The 20,060-nt window shown below is 70.4% G+C and carries 26 protein-coding genes; 12 read left to right on the forward strand and 14 right to left on the reverse strand.

Translation table 11 applies throughout. The features are described from left to right. Nucleotides 1-1,863, forward strand: coding sequence for a hypothetical protein (locus tag GVY64_RS10015; protein ID WP_159840230.1), 1,863 nt, complete (start codon nucleotides 1-3; stop codon nucleotides 1,861-1,863). Nucleotides 1,864-2,018: 155 nt separating this feature from the next. Here the strand turns inward: GVY64_RS10015 and GVY64_RS38700 are convergent, their stop codons facing one another. From GVY64_RS38700 to GVY64_RS38705, 6 genes are read right to left on the reverse strand one after another with little or no spacing between them, the layout of a single operon-like run. Further along, nucleotides 2,019-2,147: a hypothetical protein gene (locus GVY64_RS38700; RefSeq protein WP_268895613.1), complete on the reverse strand. Its 129-nt coding sequence runs from the start codon at nucleotides 2,145-2,147 to the stop codon at nucleotides 2,019-2,021. Between the two features lie 59 nt (nucleotides 2,148-2,206). Then, complete coding sequence (locus GVY64_RS10020) at nucleotides 2,207-2,443, reverse strand: hypothetical protein (protein ID WP_159840231.1); 237 nt, start codon at nucleotides 2,441-2,443, stop codon at nucleotides 2,207-2,209. Continuing rightward, complete coding sequence (locus tag GVY64_RS10025; protein ID WP_159840232.1) at nucleotides 2,430-2,588, reverse strand: hypothetical protein; 159 nt, start codon at nucleotides 2,586-2,588, stop codon at nucleotides 2,430-2,432. The genes GVY64_RS10020 and GVY64_RS10025 overlap by 14 nt, the downstream gene beginning before the upstream one ends. Next, entirely contained in the window at nucleotides 2,585-2,767 is a 183-nt protein-coding gene (locus GVY64_RS10030) for a hypothetical protein (RefSeq protein WP_159840233.1), read from the reverse strand. Before GVY64_RS10030 ends, GVY64_RS10025 begins: the two co-directional genes overlap by 4 nt. Then, nucleotides 2,764-2,937 carry a hypothetical protein gene (locus tag GVY64_RS10035; protein WP_159840234.1) on the reverse strand — a complete coding sequence of 58 codons (174 nt, stop codon included), beginning with the start codon at nucleotides 2,935-2,937 and terminating at the stop codon, nucleotides 2,764-2,766. Before GVY64_RS10035 ends, GVY64_RS10030 begins: the two co-directional genes overlap by 4 nt. Then, nucleotides 2,934-3,056 carry a hypothetical protein gene (locus GVY64_RS38705; protein WP_268895614.1) on the reverse strand — a complete coding sequence of 41 codons (123 nt, stop codon included), beginning with the start codon at nucleotides 3,054-3,056 and terminating at the stop codon, nucleotides 2,934-2,936. The genes GVY64_RS10035 and GVY64_RS38705 overlap by 4 nt, the downstream gene beginning before the upstream one ends. A 212-nt stretch (nucleotides 3,057-3,268) precedes the next feature. Between GVY64_RS38705 and GVY64_RS10040 the strand changes: the two genes are divergently transcribed. Continuing rightward, entirely contained in the window at nucleotides 3,269-4,429 is a 1,161-nt protein-coding gene (locus GVY64_RS10040) for a helix-turn-helix domain-containing protein (RefSeq protein ID WP_159840235.1), read from the forward strand. Nucleotides 4,430-4,679: 250 nt separating this feature from the next. Here the strand turns inward: GVY64_RS10040 and GVY64_RS10045 are convergent, their stop codons facing one another. The 5 genes from GVY64_RS10045 to GVY64_RS10065 form a co-directional block, all read right to left on the reverse strand. Continuing rightward, nucleotides 4,680-4,955 (reverse strand): hypothetical protein, encoded by a 276-nt coding sequence (locus GVY64_RS10045; RefSeq protein WP_159840236.1) that lies wholly within the window; start codon nucleotides 4,953-4,955, stop codon nucleotides 4,680-4,682. A gap of 29 nt (nucleotides 4,956-4,984) precedes the next feature. After that, complete coding sequence (locus GVY64_RS37220; protein ID WP_201297960.1) at nucleotides 4,985-5,458, reverse strand: hypothetical protein; 474 nt, start codon at nucleotides 5,456-5,458, stop codon at nucleotides 4,985-4,987. A 140-nt stretch (nucleotides 5,459-5,598) separates the two neighbouring features. Further along, complete coding sequence (locus GVY64_RS10055) at nucleotides 5,599-5,808, reverse strand: hypothetical protein (RefSeq protein ID WP_159840237.1); 210 nt, start codon at nucleotides 5,806-5,808, stop codon at nucleotides 5,599-5,601. Continuing rightward, entirely contained in the window at nucleotides 5,805-5,954 is a 150-nt protein-coding gene (locus GVY64_RS10060) for a hypothetical protein (RefSeq protein ID WP_159840238.1), read from the reverse strand. Before GVY64_RS10060 ends, GVY64_RS10055 begins: the two co-directional genes overlap by 4 nt. Further along, nucleotides 5,951-6,280 carry a hypothetical protein gene (locus GVY64_RS10065; RefSeq protein WP_159840239.1) on the reverse strand — a complete coding sequence of 110 codons (330 nt, stop codon included), beginning with the start codon at nucleotides 6,278-6,280 and terminating at the stop codon, nucleotides 5,951-5,953. Before GVY64_RS10065 ends, GVY64_RS10060 begins: the two co-directional genes overlap by 4 nt. Nucleotides 6,281-6,285: 5 nt before the next feature. Between GVY64_RS10065 and GVY64_RS10070 the strand changes: the two genes are divergently transcribed. Then, complete coding sequence (locus tag GVY64_RS10070) at nucleotides 6,286-6,963, forward strand: MBL fold metallo-hydrolase (RefSeq protein ID WP_159840240.1); 678 nt, start codon at nucleotides 6,286-6,288, stop codon at nucleotides 6,961-6,963. Between the two features lie 130 nt (nucleotides 6,964-7,093). Continuing rightward, nucleotides 7,094-8,203: an alanine dehydrogenase gene (gene ald, locus GVY64_RS10075; RefSeq protein WP_159840241.1), complete on the forward strand. Its 1,110-nt coding sequence runs from the start codon at nucleotides 7,094-7,096 to the stop codon at nucleotides 8,201-8,203. Here ald and sigJ read toward each other — a convergent pair whose 3' ends face one another. After that, nucleotides 8,204-9,163: an RNA polymerase sigma factor SigJ gene (sigJ, locus tag GVY64_RS10080; protein ID WP_159840242.1), complete on the reverse strand. Its 960-nt coding sequence runs from the start codon at nucleotides 9,161-9,163 to the stop codon at nucleotides 8,204-8,206. Nucleotides 9,164-9,296: 133 nt separating this feature from the next. Between sigJ and GVY64_RS10085 the strand changes: the two genes are divergently transcribed. Then, a complete protein-coding gene (locus GVY64_RS10085) occupies nucleotides 9,297-10,214 on the forward strand; it encodes a cobalamin biosynthesis protein (protein ID WP_236566724.1) in 918 nt (305 codons plus the stop codon). A 120-nt stretch (nucleotides 10,215-10,334) separates the two neighbouring features. Beyond that, entirely contained in the window at nucleotides 10,335-10,733 is a 399-nt protein-coding gene (locus tag GVY64_RS10090) for a VOC family protein (RefSeq protein WP_159840244.1), read from the forward strand. Nucleotides 10,734-10,758: 25 nt separating this feature from the next. Here the strand turns inward: GVY64_RS10090 and GVY64_RS10095 are convergent, their stop codons facing one another. Both GVY64_RS10095 and GVY64_RS10100 read right to left on the reverse strand, forming a co-directional pair. Continuing rightward, nucleotides 10,759-11,658 (reverse strand): SURF1 family cytochrome oxidase biogenesis protein, encoded by a 900-nt coding sequence (locus tag GVY64_RS10095; protein WP_159840245.1) that lies wholly within the window; start codon nucleotides 11,656-11,658, stop codon nucleotides 10,759-10,761. Beyond that, nucleotides 11,658-12,179 carry a low molecular weight protein-tyrosine-phosphatase gene (locus GVY64_RS10100; protein WP_159840246.1) on the reverse strand — a complete coding sequence of 174 codons (522 nt, stop codon included), beginning with the start codon at nucleotides 12,177-12,179 and terminating at the stop codon, nucleotides 11,658-11,660. The genes GVY64_RS10095 and GVY64_RS10100 overlap by 1 nt, the downstream gene beginning before the upstream one ends. A gap of 44 nt (nucleotides 12,180-12,223) precedes the next feature. Between GVY64_RS10100 and cobC the strand changes: the two genes are divergently transcribed. From cobC to GVY64_RS10130, 6 genes are all read left to right on the forward strand, one after another. Next, complete coding sequence (gene cobC / locus GVY64_RS10105) at nucleotides 12,224-13,288, forward strand: Rv2231c family pyridoxal phosphate-dependent protein CobC (RefSeq protein ID WP_159840247.1); 1,065 nt, start codon at nucleotides 12,224-12,226, stop codon at nucleotides 13,286-13,288. Next, on the forward strand, nucleotides 13,285-14,406 hold the full coding sequence (locus GVY64_RS10110) for a Nif3-like dinuclear metal center hexameric protein (protein ID WP_159840248.1): 1,122 nt from the start codon (nucleotides 13,285-13,287) through the stop codon (nucleotides 14,404-14,406). Before cobC ends, GVY64_RS10110 begins: the two co-directional genes overlap by 4 nt. A 123-nt stretch (nucleotides 14,407-14,529) precedes the next feature. After that, complete coding sequence (locus GVY64_RS10115; RefSeq protein ID WP_159840249.1) at nucleotides 14,530-15,174, forward strand: hypothetical protein; 645 nt, start codon at nucleotides 14,530-14,532, stop codon at nucleotides 15,172-15,174. A gap of 73 nt (nucleotides 15,175-15,247) precedes the next feature. Next, entirely contained in the window at nucleotides 15,248-15,985 is a 738-nt protein-coding gene (locus GVY64_RS10120) for a zinc ribbon domain-containing protein (RefSeq protein ID WP_159840250.1), read from the forward strand. A gap of 31 nt (nucleotides 15,986-16,016) precedes the next feature. Next, nucleotides 16,017-17,210 carry a bifunctional RNase H/acid phosphatase gene (locus tag GVY64_RS10125; RefSeq protein WP_159840251.1) on the forward strand — a complete coding sequence of 398 codons (1,194 nt, stop codon included), beginning with the start codon at nucleotides 16,017-16,019 and terminating at the stop codon, nucleotides 17,208-17,210. Nucleotides 17,211-17,522: 312 nt separating this feature from the next. After that, the gene (locus tag GVY64_RS10130) at nucleotides 17,523-19,994 is read left to right on the forward strand and encodes an FAD-dependent monooxygenase (protein WP_159840252.1); all 2,472 of its coding nucleotides are present in this window, start codon (nucleotides 17,523-17,525) and stop codon (nucleotides 19,992-19,994) included. Nucleotides 19,995-20,060: the final 66 nt, after the last annotated feature.

Here is a 20,060-nt window from a genome sequence, read left to right on the forward strand (position 1 = left end):
ATGCCGAAGTTCACGCGCGGCCAAGAGCCGGTCGCGATCCGCATCGGCACCGAGCCCGTACTGCGCAAGTACATCGGCGACCGGCTGATCTGGGACGGCACCCGCTCCGTCGTCGCGCAGGCCCAGCGCGCCACCGCGACAGCGAGCGCCCGTCCCGGGACCGTGTCGACAACGGTGACAGTGCCCGCGATCGTCGCCACCGCTGCGGCCGGCGCGTTTCCCGCCGCAGTTACGGCGACCTCCAGTGGGCAGGCGACAGCGGCCACGGCCACCGCACTGGTCCCCGCCCACGCTGTCCATGCGGACGCGCACGCGGCGGCCGTGGTTGCCACTGCGGGCGCTTCGGTGCTTGCTGCGGTGGGGGAGCAAAACTTCGACGCGCAGGCCAACGCCACCGCGGCGACAGCGGCGTTGAACTCGTCCCCGACTGCGGCCACGGCTTCGGCGGACGCCGCAGCGGGCGCCGTGGCGGCGACGGCTTCCACGCTGGTGTACGACGCGATCGGGCAGGGTTCCAGCTTCAACACCGCCACCCCGGCTACGGCCACAGCTGCTGCGGTGAACGCCGAGATCTCCACGAGCGTCGCCGTTCCCGCCCTGACCGCGACGGCTGCAGCTGCAGGACGTACCGCCACGCCGTCGGCTACCGCCACCGCCGCGGCGACCACTGCCACAGCGACGGCGACAGCGGTCAACGCGACCGGCACAGTGGTGAACCTCGCCAACTACACCGACGACTTCAACCGGGCCAACAACACCAGTCTCGGGTCATCGTGGACCGAGACCGGCGGTGACCTCGGCATCATCTCCAACCAGCTCGCAGTCCAAGGCACCACCGCGAACAGGCGCGCAGCGATCTACAACAGCCAGACCGTCACCCCATATCAGTCGGTGGAGTTCACGATCGGCTCGGCGCCGAACGGTACGGCGGTCGCCGGTGCGGTGCTGCGCTGCAACTCGGCCATGACCGAGATGGTCATTCTGGGCACGTACAACGGTGGTTGGAATCTCGGCCGGATCACCGGTATCAACGGAACCTACACCGCCATCGGTTCCGGCACGGTCACCATCGCCACCAACGATGTGATCCGGTGCCAGGTCGATGAGAACAATGTGTACTCCGTCTACATCAACGGTGTGAAAAATGGGTCGTCGTATCGAGATACGACGTGGGGCGACTCCAGCCACCGGTATCTCGGGTTGTTCGTGCAGCGCGTCAGCACGACCAACAGTCACTCGATCGACAACTTCGTCGGCAAGGACGTATCGCCCTACGTCCAGTTCGCCTCCGACGACTTCAACCGGGCGAGCCTTGGCAGCAACTGGACCACCAGGTTTGGGCCGCTGTACCTGGCGTCCAACGAGCTGTCAGCCGTCGGGCTGGCGTCCGAGCCGATCAGCTTCGGATTCTGGAACGCGGCAACGTCGCCGTCGGCCGACATGGCAGCCCAGGCTCGGATCCGCTGGAACGGTAGGAATCCTCAGCACAGCTCGATGTCGGTGTGCGTGCGCGCCGACCCGGCGAGCAACCACGCTGGCGTGCACTACTGGCGGGTCGCGGACAAACACGGCATCTGCATGTACTCGTGGGACGGGACGACGTTCACCTCTGCTACTGGCCTGGCTGACATCATCACCACCACGAAGGCCGCGGAGGGCGCCGTGATGCGCATCGAGGCAAGAGGGACGGTGTACACGGCGTTCTTGGACAACGTGCCGCAACTTCAGGGAACGTTCACGACGGCGCAGGTTCCGCTGACCAACCGGTATGCGGGCGTGCACGGCGAGGACGACTCTGGGGTAAGTGGCGGTGGTGAGCCGCCCGCGAACTTGGACGACTGGGCGGCCTACTCTCTGCCCTGATCCACCTCAGCGACACAAAGCCGCCCCGCGGTTTCGCACCTGCGGGGCGCTTTTGTCGTGTCCGGACACCAAACCGCCCCGACCTACGCATCAAGGTCGGGGCGGCCTCCGCCGTGCCTGCGGTGTTTACACGGCGAAGATTCTGTGGGTGACGCTCAGTCCACGGCCTTGATCAGCCGGGGGTCTTCGGTGATGATCCGCTTCCGGGGGGCATCCTTCCCGCGAGGGTCGACATTCCAGTTGTCGTTGGCGGGGCCGTCCGGACCAGGGATCTTCTCCTGCACGCGCTCTCCTTCGATTCGTGTATCTCCTGAAATCCCCGACGATCGCCGGGGAAGACTGATCAGCGCGCGTACTCGCGGTACACGGGCTTGCGGGCCAACGCCCTTCCGGCGCCGGTGAGGCAGTAGCCGCGGCCGGTGCCCTGAGCGAGGCCGGAACGCTGGAGTTCGGCGGCGTCCTGGGCAGCGACCCGCTCGGACAGGTCCGTAATTCTGGACAGCTCACGGACGGGCAGGCGGCGGTCGGACTCGGCGAACAGCGCGCCCAGCAACTTGGCTTGGTTCTCACTCAGCGGCATCGGCGAACCCATCGAGCAGTTCGTGGGCGTGGTCGATCGCCCGGTCCTCGAGGAGGTCCGCGTATTCCTCAGCGGTGTACGAGTACCCGTCGTCACCGACGATGTAAACGGTCCCGTCGATGGAGGATTCGAGGTAGCCGATCACCGGTCGGCCCACTCGCGGATGGCTACGGCGAAGCGCAGCAACTGCTGTGGCGACTGACCGGCGTTGGCCTTCGCCACGAGGGTCAGGTACTGCTCGACGGTGTACGGCAGCCCGTCCGGGCCGACGACCATGGTGCGGCCCTCCAGACGTTCTTGCCAGGCGGAGACAGCGTCGTTCATCCGAGCACCACCGACAGGCGCTTGAGCGCGGCCATGAAGAACTCGCATCCGCCGTGCCCGCCATGGAGGTCCATGCCGAAGCGGGCGTGCTCGATGGACTCGATCATGGCGTTGGTGCAGGGTTGGGCCCGCCACCGGTCGAGGGTGTCGGGTGCCGCTACGGGGCTCACCGGGCAGCCTCGTAGCGATGGGGGCCGGGCTCGGGCCGAACCAACGCGGCGTAATAGACCGCGGCGGCCAGTAGCGCGATTGCTACACCGACGACGAGAACGGGTAAATACTCGGGCATCTGGTACCCCCTGGCGCGTTGTGTGTTCTGTTGGAATGGGCACACGGTGCCGGAGAGCTCGTAACCTCCCGAGGGGCGAGAGGCTACGAAACGAATCGCCTGGTTCGGGGGTCCAAGCTCGGATCCGGCACCGTGTGCTAACTTCACGTTAAGTGCAGGCCAACAGATGAATGCTCCCTAATTGCTCCCTCTTTCGGTGCTACGGTGGGGGTATGCAGAAGAACGAGGCCGTCGGCGAACGCATCGCGCGTATCCGCAAGACCCGCGGCCTGACCCAGCACCAGCTCGCCTCCCTCGCCCACGTCGGGCGCGGATACCTCTCCCGTGTCGAAGCCGGGATCGACTCACCCACCTCCATGTGGGTCGGCGGCATCGCGTCCGCCCTGGGCGTCGATGCGTCGATCCTGATGGGCGCCGAAAGCGAAGCCGCGAGCCTCGACCGCATCGTGCCCACCGTGCGCCAGGTCGTTGCCTCGACCGACCCGCTGGCAGATGTCGATCCGCTACCGCTCGACATCCTTCGGCTCCGGGTCGATGAGGTCGCGCGCTGGCGGCATGAGGGCGCGTACTCGAAGATCGTCGAGGGCCTTCCCGATCTCGTGGACCACCTGCTCGTCGCCGGGCAGCGCGATGGAGCGGCGGCCTACGAACTGCTCGTCACCGCCTACCGGGCAGGGAACACGCTGGCGCACAAGACGGGCCACTACGACCTGTCAACTCTGGCCACCGACCGCATGGTGTGGGCGGCCGGGAACGCCGAGGATGAACTGCTTCTGGCCACGGCCCAGTACGTGAAGACCGCCGCTCTCGCCCGTGTCGGTGCGATGGAACGCGCGGTGCGGTTGACCGATCGGACGATCGCGACCGTCGAGCCGTACGCCGACGACGAGATGGGCGCGGCGGTGCTGTGCGCTCTCCACATGCGCCGAGCGGGCCTGGCATCGACCGCTGGGGACGCTGAGACCACCGACACTCATTTCGCCGAGGCCTACGGCTTCGCGGAGAAGATCGGGGACCGGCAGGCGCACGGCACGGTGGTGGGCCCCACGAACGTCAAGCTGTTCGAGCTGTCGGCGGCGGTCGATCTTCGCCAGGTGGGCAAGGCGAAGGAACTCGCGGAGCAGACCCAGATCCCGACCGACTACCCGCGCGAACGCAAGGCGCACTTCTACCTCGACGTGGCGCGAGCGCACCTGAGCGCTGGCGAGCCGGACGCGGCCGTCGATGCCCTCGTCGACGCGAAGGAGTCGGCGCCGGAGTACTTCCGCAAGTCCCGTTCGGTGGAGACGGTGATCAAGACGACCGCGGCGCACGAGCGGCGAGCGTCGAGCAAGCTGCGGGCGCTCGCGCACTACGCGGGGATTCAGGACTGATGCTGCCAACCGAACCAGGGGTGTACCACGATGCCCGCGGCGATGAGTGGGTCTTGCACGAGGATGGGCGGTGGCAGTGGACTGGCCGGCGGATGGGGGATGGGTCGCTGTGGCCGGTGAACGACCATCCGGGAGCCTCGACGGAGGCGCTGGCCTCCGCTACGCCGAGCGAGGCGATCCTCCCGCTGACGCGGGCATCGCTCCCGGACTGACGCAAGCAAAAGCCGCCCCGAATCCGGGGCGGCTTTCGTCATGTCTGGGGGTGTTGGCCGTCGTCGCGCCAGCAATGCTCGTCCAACGGCGGCGTGTAGACCACTCCGTCGCAGGCGTGGCAGCGGTGGGTGCGGTGCCCGTTGCGTCCCTCTACCCGGCAGGGCAGCCAGACGGGGGTGAAGGTGCCGTGAGCGAGGACGTGACCGTTGGGGCAGCGGACCGGCCGCGTCTCCGCAGCGCGTCCGTCGGAGAGCCGCACGAGTTGCCCAGGCTCGCCGCGGCGTCCGTCAGGTCCTACGTAGTGCTGCCGCATCCACTGATCGTGGCACACCCGACCGACAGCTACTTCCTGCCGAGGATCCAGACGAGGAGCCAGATCGGTGCCCACATGCCGCACGTCACCAAGGTCATGAGTGCGTGAAAGCCATGGTTGGGTCCGACGCGATACCCGCCCACCCGCGCGGAGGCGTTGACGACGACATTCTGCATCACCTGCGGCGGCGCGGGCGCGTAAGTGGGCTGTGGCTGCATGATCGGATACGGGGCGGTCGGCGGCTGATGGATCGGGGCGTGCTGCTGGACGGGGACGGGTGGGGGCGTGAACGGCACCTCGGGCAGGGGGACGTCTCCGCCGGAGTTGATGAGGTCCCGCAGCGTCCCGTCGACGAGCTTCATCAGCCCGGTGTGGGCCTCTTCCGGTGAGTAAGCCTCCCAGCTGAGGTTCGGGAACTCGGCGCATCGGGCGACGAATTTGTCACCGTCCCGCAGCACTCGGTAGGTGTAGCGGTCAGCAGTTGGGTACTGCGGTCCGGTCATGAATGTCCCCTCGGGGTCGGGCAGGTTCCCCCTGCGATTGGAATGCCCTGCGCACAGGCTGTCGGGCTGCTCATCGTGAACAACCGGGTCGTGTTACGCGGGTCACAGCGTGTCTGGTGTGGACACGCTGTGAGCGGCGCTCAGGAGTTGAGTCCGGCCAAGAATTTGCGCACCGCGTCGGTGAAGTCGTCGCACTCGGCGCAGGCCGCGATGTTCCCCAAGGGGATCACACCCGTCTCGGCGAGCCCGGTGATGGGCAGGGTGCACAGGCAGATGTGGAGGCAGCGCGGGCAGAGCGCGATGCCGGTCGGATCGCCGACGGATACCTCCACCCGCATGGCGTTGCTCATGCCTTCGATCCTCCCATCTGCATCCCGCCGCCGTGGCGTTCGAGCCATTCGACGAGCGGCTCCATCCCGTACCGCAGCAGCTCGAGCTCGCGGGTGAAGGTCTCGCGGCACTGCTCGGGTACGTCGAACGCGAGGGTGATCGTCACCGGATCACGCCGAGCATGTCCGGGCACGACACGTCCACCATGGTGCCGAGGGTGTAGCCCAACTGGTGCGGGTAGTGGTCGACGGCCAGGTGCTCGAGCGCGGCCCGTTTCCCGGCGGGGGTGGGGTCGGCGCGCAGGATCCCGCACACCTCGTTGGCGGTCTGGATGATCTCCGGCTGGAACTGGCGGTTGACGCCGCCGAGCAGGAGGCGGACCTCCATCTGCTGACCGTCGGTCCAGCCGGGCCACGGGGCGGCGTTGGCCGGCGAAGGGGTGAGCGCGAGCGCCGCGGCGGACAGGGCAGTGATATCGATGCGGATTCGCATGAGGATTGCTCCGTGGAGGTGGAAGTCATGTACCCGGCTATCGTCAGATATCTCTGCACAAGCTCACCGGACCCGCGGTGTCGGCCGACGAGGTCGGTCCGGTGGACGTGGTGCTGCTCTCGCACGACGAACACGCCGACAACTTGGACGACTCCGGCCGGAAGCTGCTGACCACCGTGCCGACCGTGCTCTCCACGCCAGGCGCCGCCACTCGCATCGACGGTGTGCGCGGACTGGAGAACTGGGAGACCGTGACGGTGCACGGAGTGCAGGTGACCGGTGTGCCCGCCCTGCACGGACCGGAGGGATGCGAGCCGTTCAGCGGGATCGTCACCGGGTTCGTGCTGCGCGCCGACGGGCAGCCGACGGTGTACGTCTCGGGTGACAACGCCTCGGTGGACGTGGTGCGGAACATCGCCGAACGGATCGGTCGCATCGACATCGCCGTGCTCAACGTCGGCGGCGCGAACATCGGACGTTTCGGCGACACCGACGTCACCCTGAACGCGCGCACCGCGTTGCAGGCGGCCGAGGTCCTCGGCGACGCGGTGATCGTGCCGGTCCATTCCGATGGCTGGGCGCACTTCAGCGAGACGCTCGATTACCTCGGGCACGTCTTCCGTTTCGGCGGCCGCGCCGAGCAGTTGCGGGTACCGCCGTTGGGTCGCCCGGCCACCGTGTGAGGCGGGCCGTCCGCGCTCAGCTGGGCAACGTGCCGAGAAACTCGCCCGCGGCGCGGGGCGCGGGTGGTCGCGGTGCGCGCTCGGCGCGTCGGTCGTGGCGCGGGCCCCGCCCCGGGGCGACGATGACGGTATGAGGATCGGAGTACCACAGGAGGTCAAGGAGCAGGAGTTCCGGGTGGCCCTGACGCCGGCGGGCGCCGGGGAACTGGCCGGGCAGGGACACGACGTGCTGGTGCAGGCGGGCGCGGGCGTCGGATCGGGATTCCCCGACGCCGACTACGCCGCGGCGGGGGCCCGCCTGGTCCCGGACGCCGACCAGGTGTGGCGGGAAGCCGAGCTGGTGTTGAAGGTGAAGGAACCGATCGCACCGGAGTACCCGCGGATGCGCCGCGGGCAGGTGTTGTTCACCTTCCTGCACTTGGCGGCGTCGCGCGACTGCACCGATGCGGTGCTGCGCTCGGGTATCACCGCCATCGCCTACGAGATGGTCCGCGCTGCCGACGGGTCGCTGCCGCTGCTGGCCCCGATGAGCGAGATCGCGGGCAAGCTCGGCGCCCAGGTCGGCGCGTACCACCTGATGGCCCCACTCGGCGGCGCGGGACTGCTGCCCGGCGGGGTTCCGGGCGTGCGGCCGGCGGAAGTCGTGGTGCTCGGCGGCGGCGTCGCGGGGTCGAACGCGGCCGCGGTCGCCGTGGGCATGGGCGCGCGGGTCAGCGTGCTGGACACCAACCTGCACCGGTTGCGCGAGCTCGACGCCCGCTTCGACGGGCGGATCGCCACCGTCGCGTCGAACGCCGCCGAGATCCGGCGCGCGGTGCTGTCGGCCGATCTGGTCATCGGCGCGGTGCTGGTCCCCGGCGCGCGTGCGCCGGAACTGGTCCCCGACGACCTGGTCGCCGGTATGCGCCCCGGTGCGGTGCTGGTGGACATCTCCATCGACCAAGGCGGCTGCTTCGCCTCCGCGCGCCCGACGACGCACGCGAATCCCACCTACCGGGTGGCGGATTCGCTGTTCTACTGCGTGGCCAACATGCCGGGCGCGGTGCCGCACACCTCGACGATCGCGCTCACCAACGCGACCCTGCCCTACGTGCGGGCGATCGCCGACCTCGGCTGGCAGGAGGCCTGCGCCACGCATCCCGATCTGGCGCACGGGCTGACCGCGGACGCCGGGCGGCTGCTGTCGGCGGAAGTGGCGGCCGCGCACGGGTATTCGCGGCCGCTCGGCGTCGCGGGCTGACTACTCCTGCTCGGTGCGGCCCTCGCCCATGAACCAGTCGGGCATCCCGTCCGTGGGCAGGTCGCGCAGCTTGTCCGGGTTGCGGACCACGTCGATCGCGACGATGCGTCCGTCGTCGACGGTGAAGGAGAACACGCCGGTGTGGGTGCCGTCGAAGACCACCAGCCCGGGCTGACCGTTGACCAGCACCGCGCGACCCCAGCCGCCCACCGCGGACGGCGAGTGGTACCAGCCGAGCAGCAGCTTGGCCACTAGTTCGGCGCCGCGCACGGGCTGCCGGATCGCGGGCACCTTGCCGCCGCCGTCAGCGGTGAGGCTGACGTTCGCGTCCAGAACACCCAGCAGGGCGCTGAGGTCGCCGGAACGCCAGGCCACCGAGAATGCGGACACCACTTTCTTCTGCTCGTCCGGGGAGGCCGGGAAGCGCGGCGTGCCCTGCTCGACGTGCTTGCGTGCCCGCGAGGCGAGCTGACGGACGGCGGCCGGGGTGCGGCCGACCACTTCGGCGACCTCGGGGCCGCTCATGCCGAAGACGTCCTGGAGCACGAACGCGGTGCGCTCGGCCGGGGACAGCGACTCGAGCACCACCAGCAGCGCGGTGGTGACCCGTTCGTCCTGCGTGATCCGGTCGGCCGGGTCGTCCCAGCTGGTCACCTCCGGCTCCGGCAGCCATTCGCCGACGTACTGCTCGCGGCGGACGCGGGCGGAACCGAGGTGGTCGAGGGCCAGCCGGCCGGTGACCGTGGACAGCCAGGCGCGCAGGTTGTCGATCTCGCTCGCGGCGCCCGCCTCGTACTGGCGTTGCAATCGCAACCACGCCTCCTGCACGACGTCGTCGGCGTCGCTGAGACTGCCCAGCGTGCTGTAGGCGAGCCTGCGCAGATACGGGCGGTGCTCCTCGAACCGCCGCGCCAGCTCGGCCTGGTCGAGGGACTCGGGGGAAGGCTGTTCGGAAGTCACTGCTGGTTCGCCGTTCGTCGTTCGGGCCCCGCCGGGCGAGTTTATGGATGCGTCACCGGGAAGACGACGCGGGGGCACAGAGTGTGACACGGGCCGTGCGCGCCGTTCGACGCACGCCCGATACTGTCGCCGAGTGCAGAAGGGGACCTCCACCGCGCTCGGTTTGCTGCTCGGATTCGCGCTCGATCGAGCGTTCGGGGATCCGCGCCGGTGGCATCCGGTGGCCGGATTCGGCTCTGCGGTAGCGGCACTGGAGTCGGTGACCTACGCCGACCGGCGCGCGGCGGGGTTGCTGCACGAGACGCTGGCCGTCGGCGCGGTGGTCGGTCTCGGAGCGGCGGTGCGGCGCGGCGGGGTGGCCGCGACCGCCGCGGCCACCTGGACCGTGTTGGGGGGACGCAGTCTGGCCCGGACCGGTCGCGCGATGGCCGACCGGTTGGCCGGTGGCGATCTCGACGGCGCTCGCGCGCTCCTGCCTTCCCTGTGCGGCCGCGATCCGCAGGCGCTGGACGCGGACGGGCTCGCTCGCGCGGCATTGGAGTCCATCGCCGAGAACACCTCCGACGCGGCCGTCGCGCCGGTGGTGTGGGGAGCCGTGGCGGGCATCCCGGGGCTGCTCGGGTATCGCGCGGTCAACACGCTGGACGCGATGATCGGCTACCGCAACGAGCGCTACCGGCGTTTCGGCTGGGCGGCCGCCCGTGTCGACGACGCGGCCAATCTGATCCCGGCGCGGGTCACCGGGTTGCTCACCGCCGCCCTCGCCCCCTTGATCGGCGGCGGGCCCGCTGCCGCGCTGACCGCGTGGCGGCGGGACGCGGCCGGGCATCCCAGCCCCAACGCGGGGGTGGTGGAAGCGTCGATGGCCGGTGCCCTCGGCGTCCGGCTGGGTGGCCGTACCGAGTACCCGCACGGTGTGGAGATGCGCCCGGTCCTCGGCGACGGCCCGGCTCCCACGCTGCACGATCTGCGCCGCGCGGTCCGCCTTTCCGAAGCCGTGCAGATCACCGCCACCCTGCTGGCCGCCGCCGTCGCCGTGACCCGGCGCTGAGCCGTTCGACGGAGTCGCCGCTGTCGAGACGGTGTGCGTATCGCGCGTACGGCGGCCCGGGACCGGCGCGGGTGCCGTCGGCCTCGCGAGTCCGCGTGCTGATCCGGATAGGCTTCCGCGATGCGGATCGGGCTGATGACCATCGTCGTGGCGGAGTACGACTCCGCGATCGACTTCTTCGTCGATTCGCTGGGATTCGAGCTGGTCGAGGACTCGGCGGCGCGCACGAACGACGGTCGCGCGAAGCGGTGGGTGGTGGTGCGCCCGCCCGGCGCCGAAACCGGCATCCTGCTCGCGCGGGCCGACGGTGCGGCGCAAGCCGCGGTGATCGGGCAGCAGGTGGCGGGTCGGGTCGGTTTCTTCCTGCAGGTCGAGGACTTCCAGTCGGCGTATGACCGGATGGTCGCGCGCGGGGTGGAGTTCGTGCGGGCGCCGCGCGACGAGCCGTACGGGCGGGTGGCGGTCTTCCTCGACATCGCCGGGAACCGGTGGGATCTGCTGGGCCCGGATCGGTCCTAGCTCGACGAGTGCCGAATTGCGGCGATCACCCGCGGCCGCGGCCGTAGCGGTCGGCCAGGCGGGCTTCCGTGGTCGGTGCGGCGGGCGCGGCCGGAGTGGTCGAGGGAATCGGCTCGGATCGGGGCCGCTCGGTCGGAGAGGGCGCGGGTACCGGCTCGGCGGCGGAGCCTTTCTCCTTCCGCCGTTCGCGGATCTCCGCGTAGACGAAGTAGCCGAGGCCCAGCGGAGCCATGATGCCGAAGGCCAGCCATTGCAGGCCGTAGGACAGGTAGGGGCCCGCGTCCAGCTGGGGGAGCGGAGTCGGGGTGAACGCGCCCGGTTGGTTCTCGCTCAGCTGCAGGTAGCCGCCGCGTTCGCCGCCGGTGGGAACGGCGGTGAGGGGCAGTTGCAGAACCGTCGATTCCTGGGCGGTATCGATGGAGTACACCTGGCGATAGCCGTCCTGAACGCTCGGATCCTTGCCGGGTGTGACGCCCTCGGACATCCGGACCCTGGCCTCGATGCGCTGCGGTCCCGCGGGCGGCTCGGGGACCTGCGGCGGGCGGGTGCCGTCGACCGCCGATACCAGTCCGCGGTCGATGAGGAGAACGCGGCCGTCGTCCAACCGGAACGTCGCGAGCACCGCGTACCCCGGAGCGCCGTCGAGGTGGCGCAGCCGCACCAGCACCGTGGAGTCCGGCAGGTAGCTGCCGGAGGCGGTGACCCGCCGCCACTCGGTGTGCTCGCCGCCTCCGGGGAGCACGGTGGTGACGTCGACGGGCTCGGCTTTCACCGAGTCGGCGATCAACTGGTTGCGGTGCGAAGTGGCCGTGTTCTTGCCCAGCTGCCACGGCGCGAGCACGGTGAAGCACAGGTAGGCGAACGCGGCGACCAGCACCGCCAGGATCAGCCAGCTGGGGCGCAGCAGGAAGGCGAGCCTGCGCATCAGGATCGCTCGTCGGAGACGAGGCGCGGATCGGGCGGTTCGGCGGCGGCCAGCTCGGCGCGCACCCAGTCGAGCAGGCCGGGGACGGCGGCCTCGATCTGCGCGCGCACGAGTTCGAAGTCCGCCGTGTCGCCGTAGTAGGGGTCGGCCACGTCCTGGTCGTCGGCGTCGGGGTCGAAAGCGCGCAGCAACCGCAGTCGCTCGGCCGGGATCCCGAGCCGGGCCAGGTCGCGCTGGTGCGAGCGGTCCAAGGCGATCACCAGATCCGCGTCGCTGTGCTCGGCCCCGAACACCGCGGCGACGTGGCCGGTCGGGTATCCGTACTTGCGCAGGGTCGCGCAGGTCCGCGGGTCGGCGTCGTCGCCGACGTGCCACGACCCGGTGCCCGCGCTGCTCACCCGCACCCGGTTGGCGAGCCCGGCCCGGTAGAGGTGCGACGCGAAGATCTTTTCCGCCATCGGAGAGCGGCAGATGTTGCCGGTACAGACGAACGAGACGTGCAGCTGGCCCACGCCTGCCATTCTGGCCGGTCCCGCTCCCGCAGCGCCACGTAGGGTGTGATCTCGTGGCCGAGGACACCGTCGATCGCGCGAAACTGCGTCACCACGGCGACGTGGACGCGCGCCCGGGCATGCTCGATTTCGCGGTGAACGTCCAAGGGACGGCGCCCCCGGAGTGGCTGCGCCTGCGCCTGGCCGGACGGCTGTCCGATCTGGGCCGCTATCCGAGCGCCGAGGACGCCGAGGCCGCGCGCCGGGCGGTCGCGGCCCGCCACGGCCGTGTTCCCGGCGAGGTGTTGCTGCTGGCAGGGGCGGCGGAGGGTTTCGCGCTGCTGCCCCGTCTCGCGCCGCGGTCGGCCGCGGTGCTGCACCCGTCGTTCACCGAGCCGGAACTGGTGTTGCTGGAGGCAGGCGTTCCCGTCACCCGGGTCGTTCTGGAATCGCCGTACCGGCTCGATCCCGCCGCGGTGCCCCCCGAAGCCGACCTGGTGGTGCTCGGCAACCCGACCAACCCGACCTCGGTGCTGCACCCGGCCGATACGATCCGCGCGCTGCGCAGGCCGGGGCGCGTCATCGTGGTCGACGAAGCCTTCGCCGACGCGGTCGCGGGCGAGCCGGAATCGCTCGCCGCCGACCCCGCGCCCGACCTGCTCGTGTTGCGCAGCCTCACCAAGACCTGGGCGCTGGCGGGCCTGCGCTGCGGCTATTTCCTGGGAGCGCCCGATGTTCTCGCGCGCCTCGGCCGAGGGCGGCCGCACTGGGCGCTGGGCACCCTGCAACTGGAGGCGATCGCCGCCACCGCGAGTCCGGCGGCCGTGGCCGAGTCCGAGCGCTGCGCGCGGACGCTCGCCGTGCACCGCGCCGCGATGATAGAGCGCCTGACCGGCCTCGGCGTCGCCGTCCACACTCCGGCCGCGGGGCCGTTCCTGCTCCTGCGCGTGCCGGATGGCGAACTGCTGCGCAAACACTTGGCGGTGGAAGGGATCGCGGTCCGGCGCGCCGACACCTTCCCCGGCCTCGGCCCGGACCATCTGCGCGTCGCGGTCCGCGGTGCGGAGGAGGTCGATCGGCTGGTCGCGGCGTTCCGGTCGGCAGATTTCGGGATCGAAGCAAAGGAAGGTGGACGATGACCGCGCTCGCGGATCTCATCAGGGTGCTCGACGGGGCCTACCCGCCCGCGCTGGCCGAGCCGTGGGACTCGGTCGGCCTGGTCTGCGGTGACCCGGCCGAGGAGCTGACCCGGGTGCTGTTCGCCGTCGACGCGACCGCCGCGGTCGTCGAGGAGGCGATCGACTGGCGCGCGCAGGCCCTGGTGGTGCACCACCCGCTGCTGCTGCGCGGTGTCGACACCGTCGCGGCGAGCACGCCGAAAGGCGCGCTGGTGCATCGGCTGATCCGTTCCGGTTGCGCGCTGTTCACCGCGCACACCAACGCCGACTCCGCCGCCCCAGGTGTCTCCGACGCACTCGCCGCCGCACTCGGACTGACGGTGACCGGCCCGCTGGACGCGAAACCCGAGTCGGCGGTGGACAGCTGGGTGATACAGGTGCCGCGCACGCACACCGACGCGGTGCTCGCCGCGCTCTTCGCCGCGGGCGCGGGCCGGCAAGTGAACCATTGCGACTGCGCGGTGCGAGTACCGGCCACAGCGCAGTTCCGCCCGATGACCGAAGGCTCGCCCGGGCAGGAGACCTTGGGCGAACTCCAGTACGCCGAGGAGGAGCGGGTGGAGGTCGCCGCCCCCTCGTCGGCACGCTCCGCCGTGCTCGCCGCGCTGCGTGCCGCGCATCCCGGCGAGGACCCGGTCTATCACATCGGTGAACGCGCTCAGCTGCCGTCGTCGCTTGGCCTCGGCAGGGTCGGCACCCTGCCGGAACCGGAATCGTTGCGCGCCTTCACCGATCGCGTGGCACGCGCTCTTCCGTCCACCGCATGGGGTGTGCGCGCCGCCGGTGACCCGGACCGCGCCGTCTACACCGTCGCCGTCTGCGGCGGCGCGGGCGACTCCTACCTCAGCCGCGCCACCGCGTTGGGCGTCGACGCCTACGTCACGTCCGATCTGCGCCACCATCCGGTCGACGAGCACCTGCGCAAGGGCGGTCCCGCGTTGGTCGACGCCGCGCACTGGGCCACCGAATTCCCTTGGTGCGCGCAGGCCGAAGCGGTTGTGCGCACCGCCCTGCCCGGCCTGGAAACCAGGGTGTCCACGTTGCGCACCGACCCGTGGACCGTGCGCGCCACCGGCTGAGCGCCCGAAACCGTTGGCACGCCGAGGGACTGGTCACGGCGTGTCGGGGCGTGTCCGCGCCGGGCCGGGACAGGTTGGGCGGTTCGGGTGAATCGAGTAGTTCGTGCGGGGTACAACTACCGCATGAACTTCCCGGTTGATTTCGGGCTCGTGCAGATCGGGCTGATCCTGCTGCTGGTCGTCGGTGTGGCGCTGATCGTCTCCGGTCTGATCGCCTGGCGCCGGGCGGGGATGCGGCCGCTGCTCGCGCGCGGGTCGGGCGGGCTCGCGCTGCTGCTGGTCGCGGCGGTGCTGCTGTGGGTCGCGACCTTGTTGCAGACGTACCTCGGACTGACCGGCGAGATCAAGGCGGCGCACGTGGTGGCCAAGCCGGTGGCGGGGCAGGAACACCAGATGGACGTCGACCTCGTCCTGTACGGCGACGACGACCACCCCGAGCAGCGCCGGACCTATCGGGTGGAAGGCGACATGTGGGTGCTGCAAGCCGGCATCGTGGAATTGGAGCCGTGGGTCAACGCCCTCGGCTTCCATTCCGGCTACCGGATCAGCCGCCTGTACGGCCAGCGCCTCGACGGGGTCGCGACCCAGCAGAATCAGATCTTCCTCAACGACGGCGACCGCGACTTCTTCGCCGACATGCGCGAGGGCCGCTGGTGGACCCAGCCGTTCGTGCGCTCCGCGTACGGGAACGCGGTGATCGCGGTGCCCGGCGAGTACGACGTCTACATCTCCCGCGACGCCATCAAGACTCGCACCGTCGGCGGCTGACGCCGGTTCGCCGATCCGGCGGGGTACGGTGGAACCTTCGGTCCCGTCCACCCCGCCCAGGAGTTTGTCCGCGTTGAATGTCGAACCCCCGATCCAGGCCGAGCTGCTGCGGCTCGCCGCCGTCGACGCCGAGCTGACCCGGATCGCGCACCGCCGCACCGTGCTGCCCGAGCAGCAGGAGGTCGCACGGCTGGAAGCCGAGCGCAACGCGCACTCCGACGCCGCGGTGGCCGTGCAGATCGTGCTGGACGACCTCGACCGCGACATCCGCAAGCTGGAGGGCGAGGTCGAGGCGGTGCGCAAGCGCGAGGAGCGCGACCAGGCCATGCTCACCGCGGGAACAGTGAACGCCAAACAGCTTTCGGAGCTCCAGCACGAGCTGGGCAGTCTGGAGCGGCGCCGCTCCGTGCTGGAGGACGAGCTGCTCGAGGTGATGGAGCGGCGGGAGGCCTCCGCGGCCGACTACGAGCACGCGGGCGCGCGGTTGAGCAAGACCGAGGACGAACTCGCCGCCGCCCGGCGGCAGCGCGACGAGGCGCTCGCGGATCTGGACGTGGCGCAGACGCGCTGCGAGACCGATCGCGTCGGCGTGGTGGCGAAGGTCCCCGGCGAACTGCTCGCCATCTACGACCGGCAGCGGCAGCAGCACGGTGCGGGCGCCGCGCTGTTGCAGGCTCGCCGCTGTGGCGCGTGCCGCATCGAACTCGATCGCGGCGAGATCGCGCGCATCGCCAAGACGGCCCCGGACGTGGTCGTGCGCTGCCCGGAGTGCGGCGCGATCCTGGTCCGGACCAAGGAATCGGGGCTGTGAGTTCGCCGCGACCGGTTGCCGGGCACCCGCGATGACAGTGCGCGAGGTGATCGTCGAAGCCGACGGTGGCTCGCGCGGCAATCCCGGCCCGGCCGGTTACGGAGCCGTGGTCTACGACGCCGACCACGCCCGGGTGCTCGCCGAGCGCCGGGAGTTCCTCGGCGTGGCCACCAACAACGTCGCCGAGTATCGCGGTTTGATCGCGGGGTTGGCGGCGGCGGCCGAACTGGGCGCCGAGTCGGTCGTGGTGCGGATGGATTCCAAGCTGGTCGTCGAGCAGATGTCCGGGCGCTGGAAGATCAAGCACGCGGCGTTGATTCCGCTCGCCGACCAGGCCCGCAGGCTCGCCGCCGGATTCACCCGGGTCAGCTACGGCTGGATTCCGCGCGCGGAGAACTCGCACGCCGACCGGCTGGCGAACGAGGCCATGGACGAGGGAAGCGGCGTCGCCGAGAACCGTGCGGCGGTCGCGGACGCGCGCACTGCCGAGGCCGCCGATCCGGCCCTCGCGGTCACCGAGCGCGAGCTGCCGAGCTGGATCGATGAAGTCAGGGACGTGCACGCCGAGCAGGCCGCCCCGGCGCAGCACGGCCCGGGCTGGACGCGGGCCACCGGTCGTCCCACCCGATTGCTGCTGCTTCGCCACGGCCAGACCGAATTGTCGGTGCAGCGGCGCTATTCAGGTCGCGGCAATCCGCCGCTCACCCCGCTCGGGCGGGAACAGGCCGCCCGCGCCGCGAAAATGCTCGCCGCCAAAGGCGGTATCGCCGCGGTGGTCAGCTCGCCGCTCGGCCGGGCCCGGGAGACCGCCGAGGCGGCTGCCGCCGCGCTCGAGGTACCGGTGGAGATTCACGACGGGTTGATCGAGACCGACTTCGGCGCGTGGGAGGGCCTGACCTTCGCCGAGGCCGCGCAACGCGATCCCGGCCTGCACGCCCGCTGGATCGGTGATCCCACGGTCGCCGCGCCCGGCGGGGAGAGCTTCGAGCAGGTCCGCGCGCGGGTGGCTTCGGCTCTGCGCGAACTCGTCGAGCGGTATTCCGGCGCCAATGTGGTGGTGGTCAGTCATGTGACCCCGATCAAGACGTTGCTGCGGCTGGCCCTCGATACCGGCCCCTCGCTGTTGTACCGGTTGCATCTGGATCTGGCGTCGCTATCGATAGCGGAGTTCTATCCCGACGGCGGGTCTTCGGTGCGGTTGGTGAACGATACGTCCTACCTCTGAGGCCGCCGCCGCACCGGAATCGAGGGCGAATGCGGTGCGCGGAGGGCGAATTATGCCCCATTGCAACACATTTGCGTTTCACAATCGCGGGATGCGGTGAATCTCACTTCAACTCTGCCTTGCGCGCCGAGTAGCGGTAGGCTTCCCGTCGGTCAGGCACAGGCGTCCCAGGGCCTGCTTGGTCGGGGTCGACGCAGTGGCCTCGGTCGATGCTGCTCGTGGGATGGTTTCGCGCGGGCAGTGTGGCCCGTGGGCCGCGTCGCGGCAGAAAACACCTGTGCCGTCGAGTGGTTCGATGAGAGTGCAGGTTCGATGAGCAGTCCGATCAAGGTTGTCGTTCTCGGGGCGGGGATCGGAGGACTCACCACCGCGGCCGCCTTGCGGCATGCGGGTTTCGGCGTCGAACTATATGAAGCCGGTCCGGAACTGCGGGCGCAGGGCTTCGGACTTTCCGTGCAGGCCAATGGCATCAACGCGCTGCGCACCCTCGGCCTCGGGCTCGACGAGCAACTGCTCGAGCGCGGCGGCCGGGTCGAAACCTTCCGCTTCTGCAACCCCGACGGCAGCCCGATCCGGGTGCTCCCGGTGCATCGGCTCGACGCCCAGCTCGGCGCGCCCGCCGTGGCGCTGCACCGCACGGACCTGCACGACGTGCTGCTCAGCGCGATCGGCGACACGCCGACTTTCACCGGCGCACAAGCCACCCGCTTCACCGACGACGGCGAACACGTGCGCGTCGAGTTCGCCGACGGCCGGGTCGCCGAGGGTGACCTGCTCGTCGGCGCCGACGGCATCCACTCGGTGGTGCGCGCCCAATTGCACGGCCGCGCCGAGCCGCGCCCCGGCAATTTCGTGTGCTGGCTGGCCTGCATCCCGTTCGAGCACCGCAACGTCGCCCGCGGCCTGTCGGCCCATTTCTGGGGCACCGGAATGCGTTTCGGCATCCACGACATCGGCCACGGCCGGGTCTACTGGTGGGGCACCAAGACGTTGCCCGCCGACGAGGCCTCGAACTGGCAGGGCGGCAAGGAAGACCTGCTGCGCCTGTACGCCGGATGGGCGCCGGAGGTGCGAGCCTGCATCGAGCAGACCGACGAATCGGCGATCCTGGCCGTGCCCGCGCAGGATCGCCCGCCGCTGGCACAGTGGGGCCGCGGCCGGGTGACGCTGCTCGGCGACGCGGCGCACCCGATGCTGCCCAGCCTCGGCCAGGGCGCGAACGCCGCCATCGAGGACGCCGTCGTGCTGGCCGGTGCGCTGCGCAACGCCCTGGATCCCGTTGCGGGGCTGCGCCGTTACGAGAAGCTGCGCGCCGACCGCACCGCCATGTTCGTCAACGGGTCGGCCTCGCTGGCCAAGATCGAGCAGACCACCGATCCGCGCCTGGTGCGGGTGCGCGACAACTATTTCCGGCACGCGCCCACCGAATTCTTCCTGCGGGAACTCGGCAAGCCGATGTCCTTCCCGGCGCCGGACGGGCCGACCGCGCGCCTGCCGCGTCCGCTCTCGCCGGTCGAGCGCTGGCACTGGATCGCCGATCAGCTCGCGCCGCTGCACATCCTGTCGCGCGTGCGGATCCGCGGGCGCGTCGAGGCGGAGCAGATCCGCGCGGGCCTGGACGAGGTGCAGCGCCGACATCCGCTCCTGCGGGTCGCCGTCGCCGCCGAACCGGACGGCACCGCACCGCGTTTCGTGCCGGTGCAGGCGCCGATCCCGCTGCGGGTGATCGAGTCCGAGGACAGCACCGACTGGCTGGCCGAGGCCGACGAGGTGGAGCTGCGCGAACCGTTCGACTGGCGCACCGGCCCGCTGGCCAGGGCGGTGCTGATCAAGGAGACCGACGGCACCAATGAGCTGATCGTCACGCTGCACTACGCCGTCGCCGACGGTGAGAGCGCGTTGTCGGTGGCCGAGCAGGTGCTCCAGGTGGCCGCCGGGGAAGGGGGCGATTTCGCGCCCGCGCCGGTGCGGCCCGGTCCGGAGGAACTGTTCCCGCCGCGCTTCCGAGGTGCGGGCGGTGCGCTGCGCACCGCGGGATCGTTCCTGCGCGACCAGAAGTCGCAGCTGCGCAAGCCCCGCAGGCTGGAGCCGACCACGCTCGCGCCGCCCGCGCAGCGGCGCAGCCGGGTGGTGCACCGCAGCCTCGACGGCGACCAGCTCGAGGCGCTCACCGCGGGATGCGACCGCCACGGCGTCGGTCTGCAGGCCGCGCTTTCGGCCGCGCTGCTGATCGCGGCGGCCAGGGAGGCCGGCACCGAGAAGGCGACCTGGTACACCGTCGGCAGCTCGGTCAACTTCCGCGACCATCTCGACGGCGCCGCCGGTGACACCGAGGTCGGCACCTATCAGGGCATGATCGCCACCCCGGCGAAGTACGCGCCGTGGGCCTCGCTGTGGGAGATCGCCGCGGAGATCGAGCGCGAATACGGCGCGCGGATGCAGCGACGTGATCACTTGTCCGCGCTGAACCTGTTGAAGGTGGCCGCGCCGAAGTCGGTGGCCGCCAGCGCGTCCACGGTGAAGCTGATGGACACCCGCGGCCCGGGTCATCTCTGCATGACCTACCTGGGCAGCTACCCCTTCCCGGACAAGATCGGCGCCTGGCAGCTGGAAGGCGCGCAGTTCGTCTCCGGCATGTCCGTCAGCGGCTTCATCATGGCCACCGCCAACGCGACGCACAACGAGTTGTCGCTCAACATCGGCTACGTCGAGCCCGCGGTCTCGCGCGAACGAGCCGATCGGCTCGCCGACGAAAGCGTGCTCGCGCTGCTGTCGGCCTGCTGACCAGCCCGCATACACCGCGATACAACAGCAGAGTCGCGGCATCGGCAGAGCCGATGCCGTGATTCG

The organism is Nocardia sp. CY41 (genome assembly GCF_009829325.1).
Lineage (GTDB): Bacteria > Actinomycetota > Actinomycetes > Mycobacteriales > Mycobacteriaceae > Nocardia.